Annotated in this window: 20 protein-coding genes; 9 read left to right on the forward strand and 11 right to left on the reverse strand. The window is 67.5% G+C overall.

Translation table 11 applies throughout. The features are described 5' to 3' along the window. Window positions 1–28 precede the first annotated feature (28 nt). On the reverse strand, window positions 29–757 hold the full coding sequence (locus tag QMA07_RS04995) for a response regulator transcription factor (protein WP_140037585.1): 729 nt from the start codon (window positions 755–757) through the stop codon (window positions 29–31). Window positions 758–921: 164 nt separating this feature from the next. On the opposite strand from QMA07_RS04995, the gene QMA07_RS05000 reads away from it, so the two are divergent. After that, window positions 922–2,382, forward strand: coding sequence for an FtsX-like permease family protein (locus QMA07_RS05000; protein ID WP_290160404.1), 1,461 nt, complete (start codon window positions 922–924; stop codon window positions 2,380–2,382). 37 nt (window positions 2,383–2,419) lie between these two features. Continuing rightward, complete coding sequence (locus tag QMA07_RS05005; protein WP_290160406.1) at window positions 2,420–3,145, forward strand: ABC transporter ATP-binding protein; 726 nt, start codon at window positions 2,420–2,422, stop codon at window positions 3,143–3,145. 55 nt (window positions 3,146–3,200) lie between these two features. On the opposite strand, the gene gndA is transcribed toward QMA07_RS05005, so the two are convergent. Continuing rightward, window positions 3,201–4,649 carry an NADP-dependent phosphogluconate dehydrogenase gene (gene gndA / locus QMA07_RS05010; protein ID WP_290160407.1) on the reverse strand — a complete coding sequence of 483 codons (1,449 nt, stop codon included), beginning with the start codon at window positions 4,647–4,649 and terminating at the stop codon, window positions 3,201–3,203. A gap of 97 nt (window positions 4,650–4,746) precedes the next feature. After that, window positions 4,747–4,872 carry a hypothetical protein gene (locus tag QMA07_RS05015; RefSeq protein WP_258184237.1) on the reverse strand — a complete coding sequence of 42 codons (126 nt, stop codon included), beginning with the start codon at window positions 4,870–4,872 and terminating at the stop codon, window positions 4,747–4,749. 221 nt (window positions 4,873–5,093) lie between these two features. Here QMA07_RS05015 and QMA07_RS05020 point away from each other — a divergent pair, with 221 nt between their 5' ends. Both QMA07_RS05020 and pth read left to right on the forward strand, forming a co-directional pair. After that, window positions 5,094–5,702, forward strand: a complete 609-nt coding sequence (locus QMA07_RS05020; protein WP_290160408.1) for a 50S ribosomal protein L25/general stress protein Ctc — start codon at window positions 5,094–5,096, stop codon at window positions 5,700–5,702. A 119-nt stretch (window positions 5,703–5,821) separates the two neighbouring features. Then, window positions 5,822–6,403, forward strand: a complete 582-nt coding sequence (gene pth / locus QMA07_RS05025) for an aminoacyl-tRNA hydrolase (protein WP_290160409.1) — start codon at window positions 5,822–5,824, stop codon at window positions 6,401–6,403. Between the two features lie 30 nt (window positions 6,404–6,433). Here the strand turns inward: pth and QMA07_RS05030 are convergent, their stop codons facing one another. The 8 genes from QMA07_RS05030 to sdhC all read right to left on the reverse strand — a co-directional run bounded on the left by QMA07_RS05030 (window position 6,434) and on the right by sdhC (window position 14,042). Then, window positions 6,434–7,288, reverse strand: a complete 855-nt coding sequence (locus QMA07_RS05030; protein ID WP_290160410.1) for a hypothetical protein — start codon at window positions 7,286–7,288, stop codon at window positions 6,434–6,436. 24 nt (window positions 7,289–7,312) lie between these two features. After that, the gene (gene trpS, locus QMA07_RS05035) at window positions 7,313–8,317 is read right to left on the reverse strand and encodes a tryptophan--tRNA ligase (RefSeq protein WP_290160411.1); all 1,005 of its coding nucleotides are present in this window, start codon (window positions 8,315–8,317) and stop codon (window positions 7,313–7,315) included. Between the two features lie 96 nt (window positions 8,318–8,413). Next, window positions 8,414–9,256 (reverse strand): exodeoxyribonuclease III, encoded by an 843-nt coding sequence (locus QMA07_RS05040; RefSeq protein WP_290160412.1) that lies wholly within the window; start codon window positions 9,254–9,256, stop codon window positions 8,414–8,416. Window positions 9,257–9,266: 10 nt separating this feature from the next. Continuing rightward, window positions 9,267–10,472, reverse strand: a complete 1,206-nt coding sequence (locus tag QMA07_RS05045) for a YihY/virulence factor BrkB family protein (RefSeq protein ID WP_290160413.1) — start codon at window positions 10,470–10,472, stop codon at window positions 9,267–9,269. A gap of 76 nt (window positions 10,473–10,548) precedes the next feature. Then, a complete protein-coding gene (locus QMA07_RS05050; protein WP_140037577.1) occupies window positions 10,549–11,316 on the reverse strand; it encodes a succinate dehydrogenase iron-sulfur subunit in 768 nt (255 codons plus the stop codon). Window positions 11,317–11,318: 2 nt separating this feature from the next. Continuing rightward, window positions 11,319–13,145 carry a succinate dehydrogenase flavoprotein subunit gene (sdhA, locus tag QMA07_RS05055; RefSeq protein ID WP_140037576.1) on the reverse strand — a complete coding sequence of 609 codons (1,827 nt, stop codon included), beginning with the start codon at window positions 13,143–13,145 and terminating at the stop codon, window positions 11,319–11,321. A 19-nt stretch (window positions 13,146–13,164) separates the two neighbouring features. Beyond that, window positions 13,165–13,608, reverse strand: coding sequence for a succinate dehydrogenase hydrophobic membrane anchor subunit (locus QMA07_RS05060; protein WP_290160414.1), 444 nt, complete (start codon window positions 13,606–13,608; stop codon window positions 13,165–13,167). After that, entirely contained in the window at window positions 13,608–14,042 is a 435-nt protein-coding gene (gene sdhC, locus QMA07_RS05065) for a succinate dehydrogenase, cytochrome b556 subunit (RefSeq protein WP_072591539.1), read from the reverse strand. Before sdhC ends, QMA07_RS05060 begins: the two co-directional genes overlap by 1 nt. A gap of 179 nt (window positions 14,043–14,221) precedes the next feature. Between sdhC and QMA07_RS05070 the strand changes: the two genes are divergently transcribed. The 5 genes from QMA07_RS05070 to QMA07_RS05090 all read left to right on the forward strand — a co-directional run bounded on the left by QMA07_RS05070 (window position 14,222) and on the right by QMA07_RS05090 (window position 20,872). Beyond that, window positions 14,222–15,337 (forward strand): mannose-1-phosphate guanylyltransferase, encoded by a 1,116-nt coding sequence (locus QMA07_RS05070; RefSeq protein WP_140037574.1) that lies wholly within the window; start codon window positions 14,222–14,224, stop codon window positions 15,335–15,337. A 147-nt stretch (window positions 15,338–15,484) separates the two neighbouring features. Further along, window positions 15,485–16,597 (forward strand): BMP family ABC transporter substrate-binding protein, encoded by a 1,113-nt coding sequence (locus tag QMA07_RS05075; RefSeq protein ID WP_290160415.1) that lies wholly within the window; start codon window positions 15,485–15,487, stop codon window positions 16,595–16,597. 161 nt (window positions 16,598–16,758) lie between these two features. Beyond that, window positions 16,759–18,273, forward strand: a complete 1,515-nt coding sequence (locus QMA07_RS05080) for an ABC transporter ATP-binding protein (protein WP_290160416.1) — start codon at window positions 16,759–16,761, stop codon at window positions 18,271–18,273. Further along, complete coding sequence (locus QMA07_RS05085; RefSeq protein WP_290160417.1) at window positions 18,270–19,589, forward strand: ABC transporter permease; 1,320 nt, start codon at window positions 18,270–18,272, stop codon at window positions 19,587–19,589. The genes QMA07_RS05080 and QMA07_RS05085 overlap by 4 nt, the downstream gene beginning before the upstream one ends. Further along, window positions 19,586–20,872, forward strand: a complete 1,287-nt coding sequence (locus tag QMA07_RS05090; RefSeq protein ID WP_290160418.1) for an ABC transporter permease — start codon at window positions 19,586–19,588, stop codon at window positions 20,870–20,872. Before QMA07_RS05085 ends, QMA07_RS05090 begins: the two co-directional genes overlap by 4 nt. Window positions 20,873–20,874 lie beyond the last annotated feature (2 nt).

Raw genomic sequence — 20,874 nt, forward strand, 5'->3', positions numbered from 1 at the left:
ATCGGTCGCCGAGTCATCCCCGTCGGACTCACTGAGGCGCCTTGATCATGTAGCCGACACCGCGCACCGTGTGCAGCAGCGGGGTGCGTCCGGCGTCGATCTTCTTGCGCAGGTACGAGATGTAGAGCTCGACGACCGAAGACTTGCCGCCGAAGTCGTAGCTCCAGACCCGGTCGAGGATCTGCGCCTTCGACAGCACCCGTCGCTCGTTGCGCATCAGGTAGCGGAGCAGCTCGAACTCGGTCGCGGTCAACTCGATCTCGGTGCCGTCGCGCATCACCTCGTGGCTGTCCTCATTGAGCGTGAGGTCGGCGACGCGGAGGATCGACTGACCGTCGTCGGCGGTCGCGTGACCGGTGCGACGGATGATCGCCCGCAGCCGAGCGATCACCTCTTCGAGGCTGAAGGGCTTCGTGACGTAGTCGTCGCCCCCGGCAGTGAGGCCGGCGACCCGGTCGCCCACGGCATCCTTCGCCGTCAGGAAGAGGACGGGAACGAGACTGCCGGACTCGCGGAGCCGGCGCAGCACGGCCATGCCGTCGAGGTCGGGCATCATGATGTCGAGCACGAGTGCGTCGGGCTCGAACTCGCGCGCGACCTGCAGCGCCTCGAGGCCGGACGATGCGGTGCGCACCTCCCAGCCCTCCATGCGCAGAGCCATCGCGAGCAGATCGGTGAGCATCTGCTCGTCGTCGACGGCGAGGATGCGCAGAGGAGAGCCGTCGGGACGGCGCAGTTCGGGGAGATCGGAGCTCATGAGTCCATTCTGCGGAATCACCTATGGGGTTTCTATGGAGATCGCTATGCGTGGGCTGTGAGATCTGCCGGCAATAGTCTTCTCATCACTCCTCCCTCGATCTCGCAAAAGTCCCGTCCCTAGCGTCATCATCGGCCCGCGAACGGCGCGGCGGAAGGAGACACATGTACGGGACATATCTGCGGCGCGAGTTGGCCGGCCGCAAGAGACAGACCATGATCGTCGCGGTCGGGCTCGCCATCGCGATCGCGCTGGTCATCATCGTCACTGCGCTCACAGCGGGAGTGCGCGACGCGCAGGCTCAGGCTCTGGAGTCGGTCTACGGGGTCGGCACCGACCTCACGGTCACCGGTGCCGCGGCAGAGCCGGGGGAGGGCGGAGGTCAGCGCTTCGACTTCGGCTCGGAGGACGGAGCGACCGAGGGCGATACGACGACGCTGAGCCAATCGACCCTGATGACGGACTTCATGCGCGGAACGCTCGACGCGTCGGTGCTCGACACGGTGACGGCGACGGACGGCGTGACGACGGCATCCGCTGCTCTCAGCCTCACGAACTCGACCTTCTCGGGCGAGTTGCCGAGCGGCGGCTTCGGCGGGCAGGACGGGAGCCCCGAGGGCGCCGCTCCCACCGAGGGCGACGCGCCGCCCCAGGGAGGCGCCGGCGGAGGCTCATTCGGCGTCGACTCGTTCACAGTGCTCGGCGTCGATCCGGCCGTGACATCAGTGGGTCCGCTCGCCTCGGTCGCGATCGACGACGGCCGCGCGTTCGACGGCGACGACGCGGGCGCGCTGGTCGCGCTCGTCGACGCCACCTACGCCGGCACGAACGAGATCGCCGTCGGCGACACGATCGACGTCGCCGGTTCCGGCGTCGAGGTCATCGGCGTCGTGGCATCCACCTCGGATTCCGCCGACACCGCGGCCAACGTCTACCTGCCCCTCGACACGGCCCAGGAGCTCTCGGGGGCCGGCGACGTCGTCTCCACCGTCTACGTGCAGGCCGAGTCGGCGGCGTCGATCGACGCCGTGCAGACCGCGCTCGCCGATGAGCTTCCCGATGCCACGATCACGTCGCAGTCCGAGCTCGCATCGACCGTCTCAGGGTCGCTGTCGACCGCGACCTCGCTGGTCACGAACCTCGGCACGTGGCTGTCGATCATCGTGCTGGCGGTCGCGGTGCTGCTCTCGGTGCTGCTCACACTCTCGGGGGTCGCTCGTCGCACCCGCGAGTTCGGCACCCTCAAGGCGATCGGCTGGTCCGACGGGCGGGTCGTGCGTCAGGTCGCAGGCGAGTCGATGGTGCAGGGGCTGATCGGGGGAGCGATCGGACTCGTTCTCGGCATCGCAGGCATCATCGTCATCAACCTCGTGAAGCCGACGGTCGCTGCGGTGGAAGCGGGCGGCACGGACGCGGGCCCAGGAGGCATGGACGGCGGCCCCGCCGGCGGCGGCATGTTCCAGACGCAGCAGACGGCCGACATCGTCCTGCAGGCGCCGTTCACGCCGTGGGTGCTCATCGCCGCGGTCGGCCTGGCCATACTCGGAGGCCTCGTGGCCGGAGCGTTCGGCGGCTGGCGCGCCGCGCGACTCAGCCCGGCCGAGGCGCTGCGTTCCGTCGCCTGACCCTTCACCAGACACCACAGACAGGAGAGACACCATCATGACCATCGCAGACATCGCCCCCACGGCGGACGGCACGGATGCCACGACACCGATATACCGCGCACGGGGCGTCACTCGCACCTACCGGCAGAAGGGGCGAACGGTGACGGCGCTGACCGGCGTCGATCTCACGATCGACCCCGGCGAGTTCGTCACGATCCAGGGACCGACCGGGGGAGGCAAGTCGACACTGCTGCAGCTGCTCGGCGCGCTCGACAAGCCGTCGACGGGGTCGCTGACGCTCGGCGACATCGAGCTGTCCTCCGCATCCGCTCGTGAGCTCACTCGCATCCGGGCCGAGGAGATCGGCTTCGTCTTCCAGGGGTTCAATCTGATCCCGACCCTCACTGCCGCCGAGAACGTGAACATGGCGCTCGAACCGACCTCGCTGACTCGCGCCGAGCGGGCGACCCGCGTCGCTCAGGCTCTCGCCCACGTCGGCCTCGACGACCGCGGCGACCATCTGCCGACCGAGCTCTCGGGCGGCCAGCAGCAGCGAGTGGCGATCGCCAGGGCGATCGTGAAGCGGCCCCGGGTGCTGCTGGCCGATGAGCCGACCGGCAACCTCGATGAGAGCATGCGGGACGAGATCCTCACCCTGCTCGAGGGTCTGTGCGCCGAGGGCATCACGATGGTCGTCGTCACCCACGACTCGGCGGTGGCTCGCAGGGCGACCAGGCGTCTGCGACTCGCGAAGGGGACGGTGCAGGACATCACCAGGTGAGATGCGAAGAGGGCCCCGGCTGCTGCCGGGGCCCTCTTCGCGTCTCAGACTGCGCTCAGTGCGTGTCTTCGGCTTCGATCTCGGTGCGGTCACCGGACCACTGCGTGTGGAACGTGCCCGGCTTGTCGATGCGCTTGTAGGTGTGCGCACCGAAGAAATCGCGCTGCCCCTGCACGAGTGCAGCCGGGAGGCGATCGGCGCGGATGCCGTCGTAGTACGACAGCGACGACGAGAACGCCGGGGCGGGGATGCCTGCCTGAGCGGCGCTCACGACGACACGGCGCCACGAGGCCTGGCCGCGGGTGAGTGCCTCGGCGAAGTACGGAGCCGTCATCAGCACGGGCAGGTCGGGGGTCTCGGCGTAGGCGTCGGCGATGCGGTTGAGGAACTGCGCGCGGATGATGCAGCCGCCGCGCCAGATCTTGCTGATGGCGCCGAGATCGATGTTCCAGCCGTAATCGGCCGCGCCCGCGCGGATCTCGTCGAAGCCCTGCGAATACGCGACGATCTTCGATGCGTACAGTGCGAGACGGACGTCCTCGATGAAGGCAGCCTCGTCGGCGACGACGAACTCGTCGTCAGGGCCGGGAAGGGCGCCGGCGACGGCACGCTGCTCGGGGTGCGACGACAGCGAGCGGGCGAACGTCGCCTCGGCGATGCCCGACACCGGCACGCCGAGCGAGAGGGCGGTCTGCACGGTCCAGGCGCCGGTGCCCTTGGCGCCGGCCTGGTCGAGAATCACGTCGACGAGCGGCTTGCCGGTCTCGGCATCCACCTGACGCAGCACCTCTGCGGTGATCTCGATCAGGTAAGACTCGAGCTCGCCCTTGTTCCACTCGGCGAAGATCTCGGCGATCTCGGAGGGGGACTTGCCCGTGCCGCGGCGGATGAGGTCATAGGCCTCGGCGATCAGCTGCATGTCGGCGTACTCGATGCCGTTGTGCACCATCTTCACGAAGTGTCCTGCACCGTCGTGGCCGACGTGCGTCACGCAGGCCTCGCCCTCGGCGATCGCGGCGATCGACTTCAGGATCGGGCCGAGGGTGATCCACGACTCGTCCGAGCCGCCCGGCATGATCGACGGGCCCGTGAGCGCGCCTTCTTCGCCGCCGGAGATGCCGGCGCCGACGAAGTTGATGCCTGTTTCGCGGACGGCCTTCTCACGGCGGATCGTGTCGGGGAAGTACGCGTTGCCACCGTCGACGATGATGTCGCCCGGTTCGAAGACCTCGACGAGCGAGTCGATCACGGCATCGGTCGGTCCACCGGCCTTGACCATGATGATCGCGGTGCGCGGCTTCTGCAGCGAGTCGGCGAACTCCTGGTAGGTCTTGGCAGGAATGAAGCCTGCCTCAGGGTGCTCGGAGACGAGCGTCTCGGTCTTCTCGTAGCTGCGGTTGAAGATCGCCACCGTGTTGCCCTCGCGGCTGGCGAGGTTGCGGGCGAGGTTCGAACCCATGACGGCGAGTCCGACGACTCCGATGTTCGCTGATGCTTCGGGCACAGATGGCTCCTAGATCGAGAAGAAGGGGATGCTCTCAGATTATCGCGGCGTCCGGGGTGGTGCTCCCGCGTGACGGGCGATGTCGGACGTGAGGAGGTCAGTCCTTGCGATAACCGGAGCGTCCGAGCGAGAACAGGGCCGCGAAGGTGAGGCCGGCGGCGCACACGGTCATCGCGCCGATGAGCCAGGCGATCGCGTGGGAGAAGAAGACGCCGTCGAGCATGAGGGAACTCCATGTTCTGCAGAGAGGGATCGGTGTTCTCAGCCTACCGGCTCATCCGGTACCATGAGAGGAGTACCTCGGCGAGGGATGCTTCTGCGCGTGCGCTGGCATCCGTTATCGACGCGGCGAAGCAAGCCGGTGGCTTTCCTCACGTGTCTGCGTTCGAGAACAATTCCAAGACCACCGCGTAGCTGTCGCTGCGTGCCCCGAAGGAGAACCCCATGTCTGAAGACACCAAGGTCAAGGCCGAGCTCCGCGAGAGCTTCGGCAAGGGCTTCGCCCGTCGTCTGCGCGCCGCAGGCAAGATCCCCGCCGTCATCTACGGTCACGGCACCGACCCCGTGCACGTCGCACTGCCGGGCCACCAGGTCTCGCTCATCATCCGCCGCGCGAACGCGCTGCTCGAGCTCGACATCGACGGCAAGGACCAGCTCGCCCTCGTCAAGGACGTCCAGCGCGACCCGGTGCACCAGATCATCGAGCACATCGACCTGCTCGTCGTCCGCAAGGGCGAGAAGGTCACGATCGACGTTCCCGTCATCGTCACCGGCGAGCCGGCTCCCGGCACGATCGTCAACCAGGACGCGAACACGATCTCGATCGAGGCAGAGGCCACGCACCTGCCGCAGAACGTCGAGGTCTCGGTCGAGGGACTCGAAGAGGGCGCGCACATCACCGCTGCCGACGTCAAGCTGCCCAAGGGCTCGACGCTGCTGACCGACCCCGAGGTGCTCGTCGTCGCGATCGCGATCCCGGCCGAGGAGTCGCTCGGAGAGGACGAGGACGACGCCGACGAGGCTGCCGCCGAGGAGGCTCCCGCCGCGGAGTGATCCGCGCAGGAGCAGCGCACAGCTGACTGCATCACAGAGGGGGCGCGAGCAGATCGCGCCCCCTCTGTCGTATTCTGAGCCGGGCACCGCGAAGGGCCCGCATGCGAGAGGACGACCACATGGCATCCACCTGGCTCGTGGTGGGGCTCGGCAACCCCGGACCGCGGTACGCGGACACCCGCCACAACATCGGCCAGATGGTCGTGGACGAGCTCGCCTCGCGCCGAGGTGAGAGCTTTCGCGAGCACAAGGGCGGGGCGCGTGTCGTCGAGACCTGGTTGCGCGCCGGCGGTGACAAGCTCGTGCTCGCCAAGCCGAACACGTTCATGAACGTCTCCGGTACGCCGGTCGCCGCTCTCGCTCGCTTCTACTCCGTGCCGTCGGAGCACATCATCGTCGTCCACGACGAACTCGACATCCCCTTCGACACCGTCAAGCTCAAGATCGGCGGCGGGCACGGCGGACACAACGGGGTGCGTGACATCGCCCGCGCCCTCACCACTGCGGAGTTCCCCCGGGTGCGCGTCGGCATCGGCCGTCCCGTGGGTCGTCAGGATCCCGCCGACTGGGTGCTGTCGCCGTTCGGCAAGGACGAGCGAGCGAACCTGCCCATCCTCGTGTCGGACGCGGCGGACGCGGTCGAGACGCTCGTCGAAGACGGGCTGCTCGCCGCCCAGCAGAAGCACCACGCTCCGCGCTGACCGGGACGCGGTGCGGACCTCGCGGCCCTGCTACGGCAGGAAGCCGGTCGCGGTCCCGGTCGACAGGGTCACCAGCAACACGACCCAGAAGATGATGGGGCCGAGCACTGCGACGACGAGCGCCGTGATTCCCGCGCCGCGCGCCTGCTTCTTGCGAATCGCGATGATCCCGATGACGATGGCGGCGATGCCGAGGATGGTTCCCGTCCAGAACGAGAGCTCCGCCCACAGCACCTGATCCCGCGCCGGAGCGAGGATCGACAGGAAGTCGGGATCGGTCGTGTCGAGACCGCCCGGAAGACGCCGGCCGATCTCGAATCCCGCCACTCCGGCGACGATCGGCGTGACTACCGCGGCCACGATCGCCAGGATCAGCGCCAGGATGCCGAGCAGCCCGGACTTCTTCTCTCCGGCGACCGGCGCCTGGTAGGCGCCGGCGGGCGCCGTGTAGCCGCCGACGGGAACCTGATAGGCGCCGGGAGGAGCTGCCTGATAGGTGGGCGCGCCGGGCTGCTGACCCGCGAGATGCGGGTACACGGGAGCTCCCGTCGGCGCCGGGTATGCGGGTGCGGGCTGTCCGGCAGGGAACGCCTCATGAGGCGCGGCCGGAGCGGGGAAGGCCGGCTCGCTGCTCGCGGCGGGAGGTGCGCCCTGGTATGCGGGAGGTGCGCCCTGGTATGCGGGAGGTGCGCCCTGGTATGCGGGAGGTGCGCCCTGGTATGCGGGAGGTGCCGGGGGCGTCGCGTACGAAGGCGGTGCGGGCGGAGCCGGAGGTGCGGGCGGTGACGACACGGGCGGAGCGAACTGCGGCTGCTCGTCGTCCGCGCGAGGGGCAGGAGGCACAGGAGGCACGGCACCGGACGGGGGCTGCTGCGGATCAGTCACGCCCCCATCCTATGGCTGTCGAGGTCAGACGCGACGAAGCAGCCCGACCCGGTCATAGACCGCTCCGAGAGTGGCGTCGGCGACGGCATCCGCGCGGGCGGCGTTCTGCGCGAGGATGCGGTCGAGCTCGGCGGGGTCGTCGAGAAGCTCGAGTGCACGGGCGCGCACGGGCTCGAACTCGTTCACGACGACTTCGGCGAGCCCCTTCTTGAAGTCACCGTAGCCGCGGCCCGCGTATTCGTCTTCGATCGCGGGAACCTGTCGTCCCGAGAGGGCTGCGTAGATGGTCAGCAGGTTGGAGACGCCGGGCTTGTTCTCGCGATCGAAGCGCACCGAGCCTTCGTTGTCGGTCACCGCTCGCATGATCTTCTTCGCCGACTTCGCAGGCTCGTCGAGCATCCACAGCACGCCCGCGTCGCTCTCCGCCGACTTCGACATCTTCGACGTCGGGTTCTGCAGGTCGTAGATGCGGGCGGTGTCCTTCTGGATCACCGGCCGGGGCACGACGAACGTCTCTCCGAAGCGCGAGTTGAAGCGCTCGGCGAGGTCGCGCGTCAGCTCGACGTGCTGCTTCTGGTCGTCGCCGACCGGCACGACATCGGTCTGGTAGAGCAGGATGTCGGCGGCCATCAGCACCGGGTAGGTGAACAGGCCCACGCTCGTGGCATCGGCACCGTATCGCGCCGACTTGTCTTTGAACTGGGTCATGCGGCCGGCCTCACCGAAACCGGTGATCGTCGAGAGGATCCACGCGAGCTCCGCGTGGGCACGGACGTGCGACTGCACATACAGCGTCGACAGCGAGGGCTCGATGCCCGCGGCGATGTACTGGGCGGCGGTGCGACGGGTCTTCTCCCGCAGTTCTGCCGGGTCCTGCGCGACCGTGAGCGCGTGCAGGTCGACCACGGAGAAGTACGCGTCGTAGGAACTCTGCAGATCACGCCACTGCAGGAGCGCTCCGATGTAGTTGCCGATCTGCAGAGAGTCGGCGGAGGGCTGCATTCCTGAGTAGAGGCGAGGCTTCGTCACGGTATCAATCCTACGGGGGTGGTGGTCCGCGGGCTGTGCGTCGCTCTCGCGTCGGTGTGATCGCCCTGACGTCGCGAGAAGTCGACGCGTGCGAGGTCAGTACGTGTAGTCGACCACGACCGGAGCGTGGTCGCTCCAGCGCTGGTCGTATGCGGCCGCGCGGGCGACGTGGTAGGCGGTGGCTCGTTCCGCGAGAGCCGGGGTCGCCAGGTGGTAATCGATCCGCCATCCGGAGTCGTTGTCGAACGCCTGGCCGCGCATCGACCACCAGGTGTACGGGCCGTCGACCTCGCCGTGGAAGGCGCGTCCGACGTCGACCCAGCCGAGACCGGTGCCGGTCGAGCCGTCGGCACCTTCGACCGTCTCGCCGGCTGCTCCGAGGAACCGGTCGAAGTAGGCGCGTTCGCGGGGCAGGAACCCGGCCTTCTTGCGGTTGCCGCGCCAGTTCTTGATGTCGAGTTCGCGGTGCCCGACGTTCAGATCGCCGGTGACCAGGGCGAGAGCGCCGTCAGTGTCGCCGAGCTCTGCGAGCCGCACGCCGAACGCGTCGAGGAACTTCCACTTCTCCTCCTGCTTCGGTGTGTCGGCTTCGCCGCTGTGCACGTAGGCACTGACCACCGTGAGCGGGCGGTCTCCGATCAGGAAGTCGGCTTCGATCCAGCGCCCCTTCGAGTCGAAGTCATCGTCGCCGAAGTCGGTGCGCGAGGCGAGGGCCGGGATGCGGCTCGCGATCGCCACGCCCGCGCGGCCCTTGGCCGTGGCCTCATCGTGCACGAACGTCCAGCCGGGTAGCGCGGCCTCGAGATGCTCGTCCTGCCCGCGGACCTCCTGCAGCGTCAGGATGTCGACGTCTGCCGCGTCGAGCCAGCCGCTCATGCCGTTGCGAGCCGCCGCTCGGATTCCGTTGACATTGACCGAGGCGATACGCAGATGGGGCATGCTCACCAGCCTAACGAGAGCCGCCGACATCCTTCGACGGACGCTGCAGCTCGGCCAGCAGCCGCTGGGCGAGCGGTGTGCTCGCGTCGACGGGCGGGGGAGCGGAGGCCTCCAGGTCGGCGAGCTCCTGCTCCGTCGCGCGCACGGCTCTGGCAGCGGCCCAGGCGCGGTACCAGGGGGCCGTCTCGCGAGCCTCTCGCGCCTCGCGCACGCGAATGCGGGCCGCGGCCACCAGGGTCCGGTGCTCGGCCGCCCGCCGCTCCGCGTCGGACTGAGCCAGAAGCGGCAGGTCGCGGTCCTTCGCAGCGACGGCGATCCACGAGGAGGCGACCAGCATCACCACGCCGTTGACGCGGAACCACAGCAGGAGCCCGATGAAGATCGCGAACGTGGCGAGCAGGGGATTCGTCGGCGTGTAGCTCAGCAGGAACCCCACACCGAACTGGAGGATCGTCATGGCGCCGCCGCCGAGGAGCGCGCCCGGCCAGATCGTGCTCCAATGCAGTGATGTGCCGGTGAGGAAGCGCACCATCGCCGCCAGCGCGCCCGACAGCAGCGCGAAGGACACCAGCACCGTGCCGATCCGGATGCTGGTCAGGCCGTCGAGCGCGGATCCCCACCCCAGCAGGCTCAGGATCCAGCTCATCGCGACCGCGCTGGCTGAGCTGAGCAGGGAACCGGCGATCAGCGACGCTCCGAAGATCAGAGCGGCGAGCAGATCCCGTGCCTTCAGGATGACGTAGCTGCGGCGGTCGGGCGGCAGGCCGAAGATGTCGCGCGTCGCGCGTCGCGAGAACGTCACCCAGCCTATGGCCGTCCAGATCACGGTTCCGAGCGCGATCAGACCGGTGATGCTGAGGAGCCCGGTCGTGCTGACCGCGATCTCCTGCACCTGCTGCGGGGTGAACACCCCGCCCTCGTCCTGGATCAGGTTGGGGATGTAGCTGTTGATGATGTCGATCATGCCGTCGACCGCTTCGGTGCTGCCTCCGAGCCAGAGGCCGGCGATGGCGAAGGCGAGATAGATCGCCGCGAAGATCGCGAACAGCGCCTGGTAGCTCACGCCCGCTGCGAGGAGGAACCCGTTGTGCTGCAGGAAGTGGCGCCACACTCGCACGGGGAACAGTCCGAGCGTGCGCTGCGTCAACGCGGTGGCCCGTTCTACGGCCGTGTCGAGACGGCGGGGCTCGCTCTCAGCGTCAGCGGGATCGGACACCTCCTCACCCTATCGACACAGAGAGAACGGGCGGGCTCCGTGAAGGAGTCCGCCCGTCGTCGTCAGCGCGAGAGAGTCAGGGACGACCGCGCAGCACGGCCTGCTTGACCTCGGCGATCGCCTTGGTGACCTCGATGCCGCGGGGGCACGCCTCAGAGCAGTTGAAGGTCGTGCGGCAGCGCCAGACGCCTTCCTTGTCGTTGAGGATGTCGAGGCGAACCGCGGCGTTGTCATCGCGGGAGTCGAAGATGAAGCGGTGCGCGTTCACGATCGCCGCCGGGCCGAAGTACTGTCCGTCGGTCCAGAAGACGGGGCACGACGAGGTGCACGCGGCGCACAGGATGCACTTGGTCGTGTCGTCGAAGATCTCGCGATCGGCGATCGACTGGACCCGCTCCTTGCCCTTCTCCGGCACGGAGTTCGCGACGAGGAACGGCTGCACCTCGCGGTACGACGCGAAGAACGGCTCCATGTCGACGACGAGGTCCTTCTCGAGGGGCAGGCCCTTGATCGCCTCGACGTAGATCGGCTTCGAGATGTCGAGGTCCTTGATCAGCGTCTTGCAGGCGAGGCGGTTGCGGCCGTTGATGCGCATGGCGTCAGAGCCGCAGATGCCGTGGGCGCACGAGCGGCGGAAGGTCAGCGAGCCGTCGACCTCCCACTTGATCTTGTGCAGCGCGTCGAGCACACGGTCCGTCGAGTAGAGCTCCACGTCGTAGTCGACCCAGTGCGGCTCGGAGTCGACCTCGGGGTCGAACCGGCGGATGTTGAACGTGACGATGAACGACTGGATGCCCGTCTCCTGCGTCGTGTCGGCCGGAGCTTCTGCGATGGCGTTCGACATGCTCAATACTTCCTCTCCATCGGCGGGTAGTTCAACTCGCCCTGCTCGTTCTTCGTGAACACGACCGGCTTCCAGTCGAGCTTGATGTGATCGCTCGGGGTGGAGGAGTGCGGATCGCCCGTCAGATAGGCCATCGTGTGCTGCATGTACTTCTCGTCGTTGCGGGTGGGGAAGTCGTCGCGCATGTGACCGCCGCGGCTCTCCTCGCGGTTCTGCGCGGCGTAGACGACGACCTCGGCGATGTCGAGCAGGAACCCGAGCTCGACGGCCTCGAGCAGGTCGGTGTTGAACCGCTTGCCCTTGTCGTCGACGTGCACGTTCATGTAACGGTCGCGCAGTTCCTTGATCACACCGAGCACGTGCTCCAGCGACTCGTGCGTGCGGAAGACCTGCGCGCCCTTGTCCATCTCGTCCTGCAGCGCCTTGCGGAGCACGGCGATGCGCTCGGTGCCCTGGTTGTTGCGCAGGCCCTCGAGCATGTCGGAGACGAACCCGGCCGGGTTCTCGGGGAGCGGCACGAACTCGGCGGTCTTGACGTACTCCACCGCGTTGCGCCCTGCGCGCTTGCCGAACACGTTGATGTCGAGCAGCGAGTTGGTGCCCAGACGGTTGGCACCGTGCACAGAGACGCACGCGCACTCGCCGGCGGCGTAGAGACCCGGGACCACCGTGGTGTTGTCGGCGAGGACCTCTGCGTCGTTGTTCGTGGGGATGCCGCCCATCGCGTAGTGCGCGGTCGGCATCACCGGCACGGGCTCGACGACCGGGTCGACGCCCAGGTACGTGCGTGCGAACTCGGTGATGTCCGGAAGCTTGGTCTCGAGCACCTCGGCACCCAGGTGCGTGCAGTCCAGCAGCACGTAGTCCTTGTGCGGACCGGCGCCGCGGCCTTCGGCCACCTCCTGCACCATGCAACGGGCGACGATGTCGCGAGGTGCGAGGTCCTTGATGGTCGGGGCGTAGCGCTCCATGAAGCGCTCACCCGAGGCGTTGCGCAGGATCGCTCCCTCGCCGCGGGCGCCCTCGGTGAGGAGGATGCCGAGACCGGCGAGGCCGGTCGGGTGGAACTGGAAGAACTCGAGGTCTTCGAGGGGGAGACCCTTGCGCCAGACGATGCCGACACCGTCACCCGTGAGGGTGTGGGCGTTCGAGGTCGTCTTGAAGATCTTGCCGAAGCCGCCGGTCGCGAAGATCACGGCCTTCGCCTGGAACACGTGCAGCTCGCCCGTCGAGAGGTCGTAGGCGACGACGCCCGAGACCTGCGTCTTGCCGTCGGCATCCTTCACCGTGAGCAGATCGAGCACGTAGAACTCGTTGAAGAAGTTGATGCCGAGCTTGACGCAGTTCTGGAAGAGCGTCTGAAGGATCATGTGGCCGGTGCGGTCGGCGGCGTAGCATGCACGGCGCACCGGGGTCTTGCCGTGTTCGGCGGTGTGGCCGCCGAATCGCCGCTGGTCGATCTTTCCCTCGGGAGTGCGGTTGAAGGGCAGACCCATGTTCTCGAGGTCGATGACAGCGTCGATCGCCTCCTTGGCGAGGATCTCCGCAGCATCCTGGTCGACCAGATAGTCGCCGCCCTTGACGGTGTCGAAGGTGTGCCACTCCCAGCTGTCCTCCTCGACGTTCGCGAGTGCAGCCGCCATGCCGCCCTGAGCCGCACCTGTGTGCGACCGCGTCGGGTAGAGCTTGGAGATGACCGCGGTCTTCGCGCCGGAGCCCGCCTCGATGGCTGCTCGCATGCCGGCGCCGCCGGCGCCCACGATGACGATGTCGAACTGGTGGTAGTGCACGCCGTCGCGCACGACGGAATCCTGGGTCTCGGTAGTCACTTCTCGTATGCCTTCTCTTCTACTTGACCAGCGTCTGGCACTGTTCCCACAGTGTGCTCGACTCGGTCACGCCGAGGCACGGGTCGAAGGTGAAGACGACCAGGGTGCCGAGGATGATGAGCAGGGCTGCGGCCAGGCCCAGGGCCCAGATCAGCGCCTTGCGAGCGGTGTTGTTCGTCACGTAGTCGTTGACGATCGTGCGCATGCCGTTGGCGCCGTGGATCAGCGCGAGCCAGAGCATGATGACGTCCCACCACTGCCAGAACGGCGTGGCGAACTTGCCGGCGATGAACGCGAAGTCCAGAGCGTGGATGCCCTCGCCGACCATCAGGTTGATGAACAGGTGGCCGAAGATGAGCACGACGAGCACGACGCCGGAGGCGCGCATGAAGAGCCAGCCCCACTTCTCGAGGTTGAATCCGCGCTGACGGCGGACCGGGGCTGCGACGGTCTGAGCGGTCATCAGTGTCCTCCTCCGAAGCCGGCGAAAGCGAGCATCAGGTGGCGAGGCACGAAGCCGGCCATGATGATGCCCCAGACGAGAAGCACGCCCCAGAAGAGCTGACGCTGGTACTTCGCGCCCTTCGACCAGAAGTCGACGGCGATGATGCGGAGACCGTTCATCGCGTGGAACACGATGCCGGCCACCAGCACGACCTCGCCGAGCGCCATGATCGGGTTCTTGTACGTGCCGATGACGGCGTTGTACGCCTCGGGGGAGACCCTGATGAGTGCAGTGTCGAGCACATGCACCAACAGGAAGAAGAAGATGGCGACTCCGGTGATGCGGTGAAGCACCCACGACCACATGCCTTCGCGACCCCGGTAGAGGGTGCCGCGGGGCGTCTTGGAAGTGGTTTCCGAAATCGACGGTGTCAAGCGAGCGCTTGTGGACACGGTCGTCCTCCCTGGATCGAAGTGACTCGGTCGCGTGCGGTGCGTCTTCCAAGCGTGAGCCTGCTGTCATCAGGCACGGCCGATCGGACACCATCCTATTCCCGTGTGGCGACCGTGGGCGACGAAGGGGAGCCTAAGTGTCTCGATGTCGAGACTTCGCGGGGCGCTACCCTTGCGGGGTGAGCCAACCCATCGAGAACTTCTACGCCGTGATCCCTGCCGGCGGAATCGGCAGCCGACTCTGGCCTCTCTCCCGCGCGGACGCGCCGAAGTTCCTGCACGACCTCACGGGCTCGGGACACTCGCTGCTGCGTGACACGTGGGACAGGCTGGAGCCGTTGGCCGGGGCCGACCGCATCGCCGTGGTCACCGGGCGGGCCCACCGCGCGGCCGTGGAGGCCGAGCTGCCCGGAATACCGGATCTGAACGTGTTCCTGGAGTCGGAGCCGCGCGAGTCCGCGGCGGCGATCGGGTTGGCAGCCGCGATCCTGCATCGGCGCGACCCCGATGTGATCATCGGATCGTTCAGCGCCGACCACGTCATCCGCAGCACCCGCGTGTTCGAGTTCGCCGTGCGTGACGCCGTCGAGGTCGCGCGGGAGGGATACATCTGCACGATCGGCATCTCTCCGACCGAGCCGGCGATCGGCTTCGGGTACATCAAGAGGGGCGCGGAGCTCGTCGTCGAGGGGGCGCGGGAGGCCGCTCTGGTCGAGAGCTTCGTAGAGAAGCCCGACCTCGACACGGCCAAGGCCTACTTCGCCGACCGCGGATACCTCTGGAACGCCGGCATGTTCATCGCCAAGGCGAGCGTGCTGCTCGACGAGCTCGCCGCGAACGAACCCGCCCTGCACGCCGGGCTGCTCGAGCTCGCCGAGGCGTGGGACGACCGCGAGCGCCGCGGCCCCGCAGTGGATCGGATCTGGCCCGGGCTGAAGAAGATCGCGATCGACTACGCGGTGGCCGAGCCTGCTGCGCGACGCGGACGTCTCGCGGTCGTGCCCGGTCACTTCGACTGGGACGACGTGGGGGACTTCGCGTCCCTCACCAAGCTCATCAACAACGGTCGGAAGAACGACCTCGCCGTGCTCGGACCGAAAGCACGCGTGCTGTCGGATGCGGCCAGCGGCATCCTGGTCAGTCAGACCTCTCGCGTGATCAGCCTGATCGGCGTCAAGGACATCGTGGTGGTGGACACCCCCGACGCCCTGCTCGTCACGACGGTCGAACATGCGCAGCGGGTGAAGGGCGTCGTGGAGTCCCTCAAGCTGACCGGGCGGAGCGACGTGCTCTGATGAGCACGCACGGTCGCTCATCGGCTGTCTTGGTTTCAGGTTTGTAACCATTCGCCAGCGCCTCGCCCTCGCATGTGCACAAAAGTCGAAACAGTAGGTAACTTTGAGCGATCCGCGAGGGCCGCGGCACCGTTCAGGAGGCATGAGTTGACCATCTCCACCACCAAGAAGCTGCTCGGCGCGACCATCGCCGCTGGCGTCGTCTTCGCACTCGCCGGCTGCGGCCAGGCTCCCACCGAATCGGGCGGCTCCGGCGGCGGCGAGGCGGACTCCGACTTCATCCCCTGCCTCGTCTCGGACGCGGGCGGCTGGAACGACAAGTCGTTCAACCAGTCGGCCAAGGAGGGCATGGACCGCGCAGCGGAGACCCTCGGCGTCGAGCCGATCGAGTTCGAGTCGGCCAACGACAACGACTACGCGCCGAACCTCGAGACCGCTGTCTCTGAGGGGTGCTCGCTCATCGTCGCCGTCGGCTTCAAGCTCTCGGCCGCGACCGTCGAGTCCGCTCTCGCCAACCCCGAGATCGACTACGCGATCATCGACGACTACGCCGACAACGACTTCGACGGCACCACCGATGCTCCCAACATCAAGCCCCTCGTCTTCGACACGGCTCAGGCCGCCTACCTCGGTGGCTACGCCGCGGCCGGCTGGTCTGCTGCATCGGGCGTGAACAAGGTCGGCACCTTCGGCGGAATGCAGATCCCGTCGGTCGCCGTGTTCATGGACGGCTTCCAGCTCGGCGTCGAGAAGTACAACGAGGACAAGTCGGGCGCCGTCGAGGTCTTCGGCTGGGACGTCGCCACGCAGAACGGCTCCTTCACCGGAGGCTTCGACGCGAACGACACCGCCAAGCAGACCGCCCAGGGCGTGCTCGACCAGGGCGTCGACGTGATCCTCCCGGTCGGTGGACCGATCTACCAGAGCGCTGCGGCTGCCATCGCCGACAGCGGCAAGGACACGCTGCTGGTCGGCGTCGACAGCGACCTCGCCGTGGCCGATGAGAGCGTGGCCGACGTCACCCTCTTCTCGATCATGAAGGCCATCGACGTGGCCGTCGAGGACGCGACCGTCGCCGCATCCGAGGGCGACTTCGACCCGGCTCCCTACATCGGCACGCTCGAGAACGAGGGCGTCAAGCTCTCGGGCTTCGGTGCCTTCGAGGGCGACCTGCCCGACGGGCTGCTCGACGAGATCGCGGCTCTGCAGGAGCAGATCATCTCGGGTGACATCACGGTGGAGTCGGAGAACTCCCCGTAAGCAGTTCACATCCATGGCGGGGCGAGTGGTGCAAGCGGCCACTCGCCCCGCGCCGTGGACGGACGATGACGACTGTTCGCGGCGCATCCGGGCGATCCCCGTACGATGCGCCGAAGATTCTTCGGACTCTTCTGGATGACACTTCTGGATAAGGTGCAGATATGAAGCTCGAACTTCGCGGTATCACCAAGCGGTTCGGAACCCTGGTGGCCAACGACCACATCGACCTGGTCGTCGAGCCGGGGCAGATCCATGCGCTGCTCGGCGAGAACGGTGCAGGCAAGTCCACTCTGATGAACGTCCTCTACGGGCTGTATCAGGCCGATGAGGGCGAGATCCTCCTGGACGACGTCGTCCAGCGGTTCCGCGGCCCCGGCGACGCGATGAACGCCGGCATCGGCATGGTGCACCAGCACTTCATGCTCGTCCCCGTGTTCACGGTCGCCGAGAACGTCATGCTCGGCCACGAGCAGACCAAGGGTCTGGGCACCCTCGACATCACGAAGGCGCGTGAGCACGTCCGCGCCGTCGCCGCTCGCTTCGGCTTCGACATCGACCCTGACGCGATCGTCGGCGACCTCCCCGTCGGTGTGCAGCAGCGGGTCGAGATCATCAAGGCGCTCTCGCGAGACGCCAAGGTCCTGGTGTTCGACGAGCCCACCGCTGTCCTCACGCCGCAGGAGACCGACGAGCTGATGGGCATCATGCGCCAGCTCCGCGACGAGGGCACGGCGATCGTCTTCATCACCCACAAGCTGCGTGAGGTCCGCGAGGTCGCGGACACGATCACGATCGTCCGCCTCGGGCGCATCGTCGGCCAGGCATCACCCACCGCGACCAACGCGGAGCTGGCCTCTCTGATGGTCGGTCGTGCGGTCGAGCTCACAGTGCACAAGGATCCGCCGCGACTCGGCGAGGGCGGTCTCGACGTCAAGGGACTGCGGGTGCTCACCCCCGCGGGGGCGATCGTCGTCGACGGCATCGACTTCTCCGTGCGCCCCGGCGAAGTGCTCGCCGTGGCAGGAGTGCAGGGCAACGGGCAGACAGAGCTCGTCGAGGCCATCGTCGGCCTGGCGGCCAGGGTCGAAGGATCGATCACACTCGGGGGAACCGAACTGGTCGGCAAGAGCGTGCGAGCGATCCTCGACGCCGGCGTCGGCTTCGTGCCGGAGGACCGCACCGAGGATGGACTCGTCGCGGGCTTCTCCGTGGCGGAGAACCTGATCCTCGACCGCACCGGCGATGACGAGTTCAGCCGAGGAGGGACCATCCGTCGGTCCGCGCTCGAGGACTTCGCCCGCGCACGGATCAGCGAGTACGACATCCGTACCCAGGGGCCGCACACCCCGGCAGGCACCCTCTCAGGAGGAAACCAGCAGAAGGTCGTGATCGCCCGGGAGATGAGCCGCGAGCTCAAGCTGCTCGTCGCGGCGCAGCCGACCCGTGGAGTCGACGTCGGCTCCATCGAGTTCATCCACAAGAGGATCATCGAGACGAGGGACGCGGGCATCCCCGTCGTGGTGGTCTCGACCGAGCTCGACGAGGTGGCTGCTCTCGCCGACCGCATCGCGGTCATGTACAGAGGCACGATCGTCGGGATCGTTCCCGGTGACACCCCGCGCGAGACGCTGGGACTGATGATGGCGGGCGCCGCCGAGGGAGAGGTGGCCGCATGAGCGGTACGACGCCACAGGGGAGCAGCTCGGCGGGCCAGGGATCCGCCGATCAGCTCTCGGTGAACACGACCACGACGATGCGTGATTCGGGTGAGGTTCCGCCGCCCCCTCGCGGCAACGTGATCCTGAAGGAGATGCTGCGCGGCAGCGCCGTCACGACCATCCTCGCGATCTTCCTCGCGCTCGTCGTCGGCGGCATCCTGATCGCCGTCACCAACGAGGACGTGCTGGAGGCCTCCGGCTACTTCTTCCAGCGTCCGAGCGACACCTTCGCCGCGATCTGGAACGCGGTCTACAACGGCTACGAGGCGCTCGTCCGCGGAGCGATCTTCAACGCACGCGGCGCGGACTTCGCCGCGCAGATCCGCCCACTGACCAACACGCTGGGCTTCGCAGCTCCGCTGATCGCCGCCGGCCTCGGCGTCGCGCTCGCCTTCCGCGTCGGCCTGTTCAACATCGGTGCACGCGGTCAGATGCTCATCGGCGTCGCCGCCGCCGGGCTGCTCACGTTCCAGCTCGACCTGCCTTTCTGGCTGCACATCCCGGTCACCCTGATCGCCGGCATCGCCGGCGGCGCGCTGTGGGGTGCGATCGCCGGTCTGCTGAAGGCACGCACGGGCGCCCACGAGGTCATCCTCACGATCATGCTCAACTACGTGGCGTACTACCTGCTGCTGTGGATGATCCGCACCCCCGGACTGCTGCAGAAGCCGGGCACGAACCAGGCACTCGGCTACGCCACCCCTGAGAGCGCGCAGTTCCCCGAGCTCCTCGGGCCCCAGTTCCCGCTGCTCGATCTCGGGTTCGTGATCGTGATCATCGCGACCCTCTTCGTCTGGTGGCTGATCGAGCGCTCCTCGCTCGGAATGCGGATGCGCGCCGTGGGCGAGAACCCGCACGCCGCGCGCGCGGCCGGGATCAGCGTGCAGCGCGTCTACGTCTACGCCATGCTGCTCGCCGGCGCTCTCGCCGGTCTCGCGGGCATGAACCAGGTTCAGGGTGCGGTCACGACCGGTATCACCGAGACGATCGACGCCGGGATCGGCTTCGACGCGATCACCGTGGCCCTGCTCGGCCGCAGCCGCGCGTGGGGCACCTTCGCCGCCGGCATCCTGTTCGGCGCGCTCAAGGCCGGATCGTTCTCGATGCAGGCGCAGGACATCCCCGTCGACATCGTGCTCGTCGTGCAGTCGCTCGTCGTGCTGTTCATCGCCGCTCCGCCGCTGCTTCGCGCCGTGTTCTTCCTGCCGAAGTCCGACCTCGAGAAGGCGGCCAAGGCGAGAGCCAAGGCCTCGAAGAAGGCGGTGACCGCATGACCTCCCTCGTCCAGAGTGAAGCCGCCGACGGAACCGTGCAGCTCGCCACCGTGCGCGAGCGGCACCTGAAGGCACCGATCGTCCTCGCCGCGGCCACCGTGCTGCTGGCGCTCCTGATCCTGCTCGTTCCGCGCAGCGGCACCAGCACCTTCCGGCTCAACGACCCGGCGTCCCCTATCGCACTGCCGGATGTCGCTCTGCCGACGGGGCCGACCAGCTGGGTCGTCGTCGTGCTCCTCGTGCTGCTGTCAGCGCTCGCTTTCCTGCGGGCGTGGACGTACCGCAAGCCATCGATCTGGCTGGTGATCGCGTTCAGCGTCATCGCCGTCTTCGGGTTCCTCGTGTGGGCGGGCGCGGGAGGTCTCGTTCCCGTCAGCAGCCTGCTGTTCGGAGCCGTCTCCCTCTCCGTCCCCCTCGTGTTCGGCGCTCTCGGCGGGGTCATCGGCGAGCGGGCGGGCGTGGTCAACGTCGCCATCGAAGGCCAGCTGCTCCTCGGAGCCTTCTCGGCCGCGCTGCTCTCGAGCATCACCGGCAGTCCGTTCATCGGACTGCTCGGCGCCATGCTCGGCGGCGTGCTCGTCGCCGCAGTGCTGGCCGCGTTCGCGATCAAGTACCTCGTCGAGCAGGTGATCGTCGGTGTGGTGCTCAACGTGCTCGTCAGCGGTCTCACCGGTTTCCTCTACGGCGCGCTGCTCGCACCGAACGAGGCGGAGCTCAACACCCCGGTGCGCTTCAGCCGCATCGAGATCCCGCTGCTCAGCGACATCCCGATCATCGGTCCGGTGCTCTTCAACCAGACGTTCATCGTCTACCTGATGTTCATCACCGTGGCCATCGTCGCGTGGGGCCTGTACCGCACGAAGTGGGGACTGCGCGTCCGCGCCGTCGGTGAGCACCCGCAGGCCGCAGACACGGTCGGCATCAAGGTCAACTCGACGCGCTTCTGGAACGTGCTGCTCGCGGGCGCGATCGCCGGCATCGGAGGCGCGTACTTCACGCTGGTGTCGGTGCCGCAGTTCGGGAAGGACATGACGGCCGGTCTCGGCTTCATCGCCCTCGCCGCGGTGATCTTCGGACGCTGGGATCCGATTCGCGCGACTCTGGCGGCGCTGCTGTTCGGCTTCGCGACGAACCTGCAGAACCTGCTGTCCATCCTCAAGACACCGATCCCCGGCGAGTTCATGCTGATGCTCCCGTATGTCGTGACGCTGCTCGCGGTCGCCGGTTTCGCCGGTCAGATCCGCGGGCCGGCGGCCAGCGGCAAGCCGTACATAAAGTCCTAGGA

Origin of the sequence: Microbacterium sp. APC 3901 (assembly GCF_030407765.1) — a bacterium.
Classification (GTDB): Bacteria; Actinomycetota; Actinomycetes; order Actinomycetales; family Microbacteriaceae; genus Microbacterium.

Bases quoted from the DNA above. Each gene is read 5' to 3' on its own strand.
- QMA07_RS05020 (WP_290160408.1), top strand. From the start codon at position 5,094: ATGTCTGAAGACACCAAGGTCAAGGCCGAGCTCCGCGAGAGCTTCGGC.
- QMA07_RS05005 (WP_290160406.1), top strand. From the start codon at position 2,420: ATGACCATCGCAGACATCGCCCCCACGGCGGACGGCACGGATGCCACG.
- QMA07_RS05000 (WP_290160404.1), top strand. From the start codon at position 922: ATGTACGGGACATATCTGCGGCGCGAGTTGGCCGGCCGCAAGAGACAG.
- QMA07_RS05080 (WP_290160416.1), top strand. From the start codon at position 16,759: ATGAAGCTCGAACTTCGCGGTATCACCAAGCGGTTCGGAACCCTGGTG.
- QMA07_RS04995 (WP_140037585.1), bottom strand. From the start codon at position 757: ATGAGCTCCGATCTCCCCGAACTGCGCCGTCCCGACGGCTCTCCTCTG.
- QMA07_RS05090 (WP_290160418.1), top strand. From the start codon at position 19,586: ATGACCTCCCTCGTCCAGAGTGAAGCCGCCGACGGAACCGTGCAGCTC.
- QMA07_RS05050 (WP_140037577.1), bottom strand. From the start codon at position 11,316: ATGTCGAACGCCATCGCAGAAGCTCCGGCCGACACGACGCAGGAGACG.
- QMA07_RS05015 (WP_258184237.1), bottom strand. From the start codon at position 4,872: ATGCTCGACGGCGTCTTCTTCTCCCACGCGATCGCCTGGCTCATCGGC.
- QMA07_RS05060 (WP_290160414.1), bottom strand. From the start codon at position 13,608: ATGACCGCTCAGACCGTCGCAGCCCCGGTCCGCCGTCAGCGCGGATTC.
- QMA07_RS05040 (WP_290160412.1), bottom strand. From the start codon at position 9,256: ATGCCCCATCTGCGTATCGCCTCGGTCAATGTCAACGGAATCCGAGCG.
- QMA07_RS05085 (WP_290160417.1), top strand. From the start codon at position 18,270: ATGAGCGGTACGACGCCACAGGGGAGCAGCTCGGCGGGCCAGGGATCC.
- pth (WP_290160409.1), top strand. From the start codon at position 5,822: ATGGCATCCACCTGGCTCGTGGTGGGGCTCGGCAACCCCGGACCGCGG.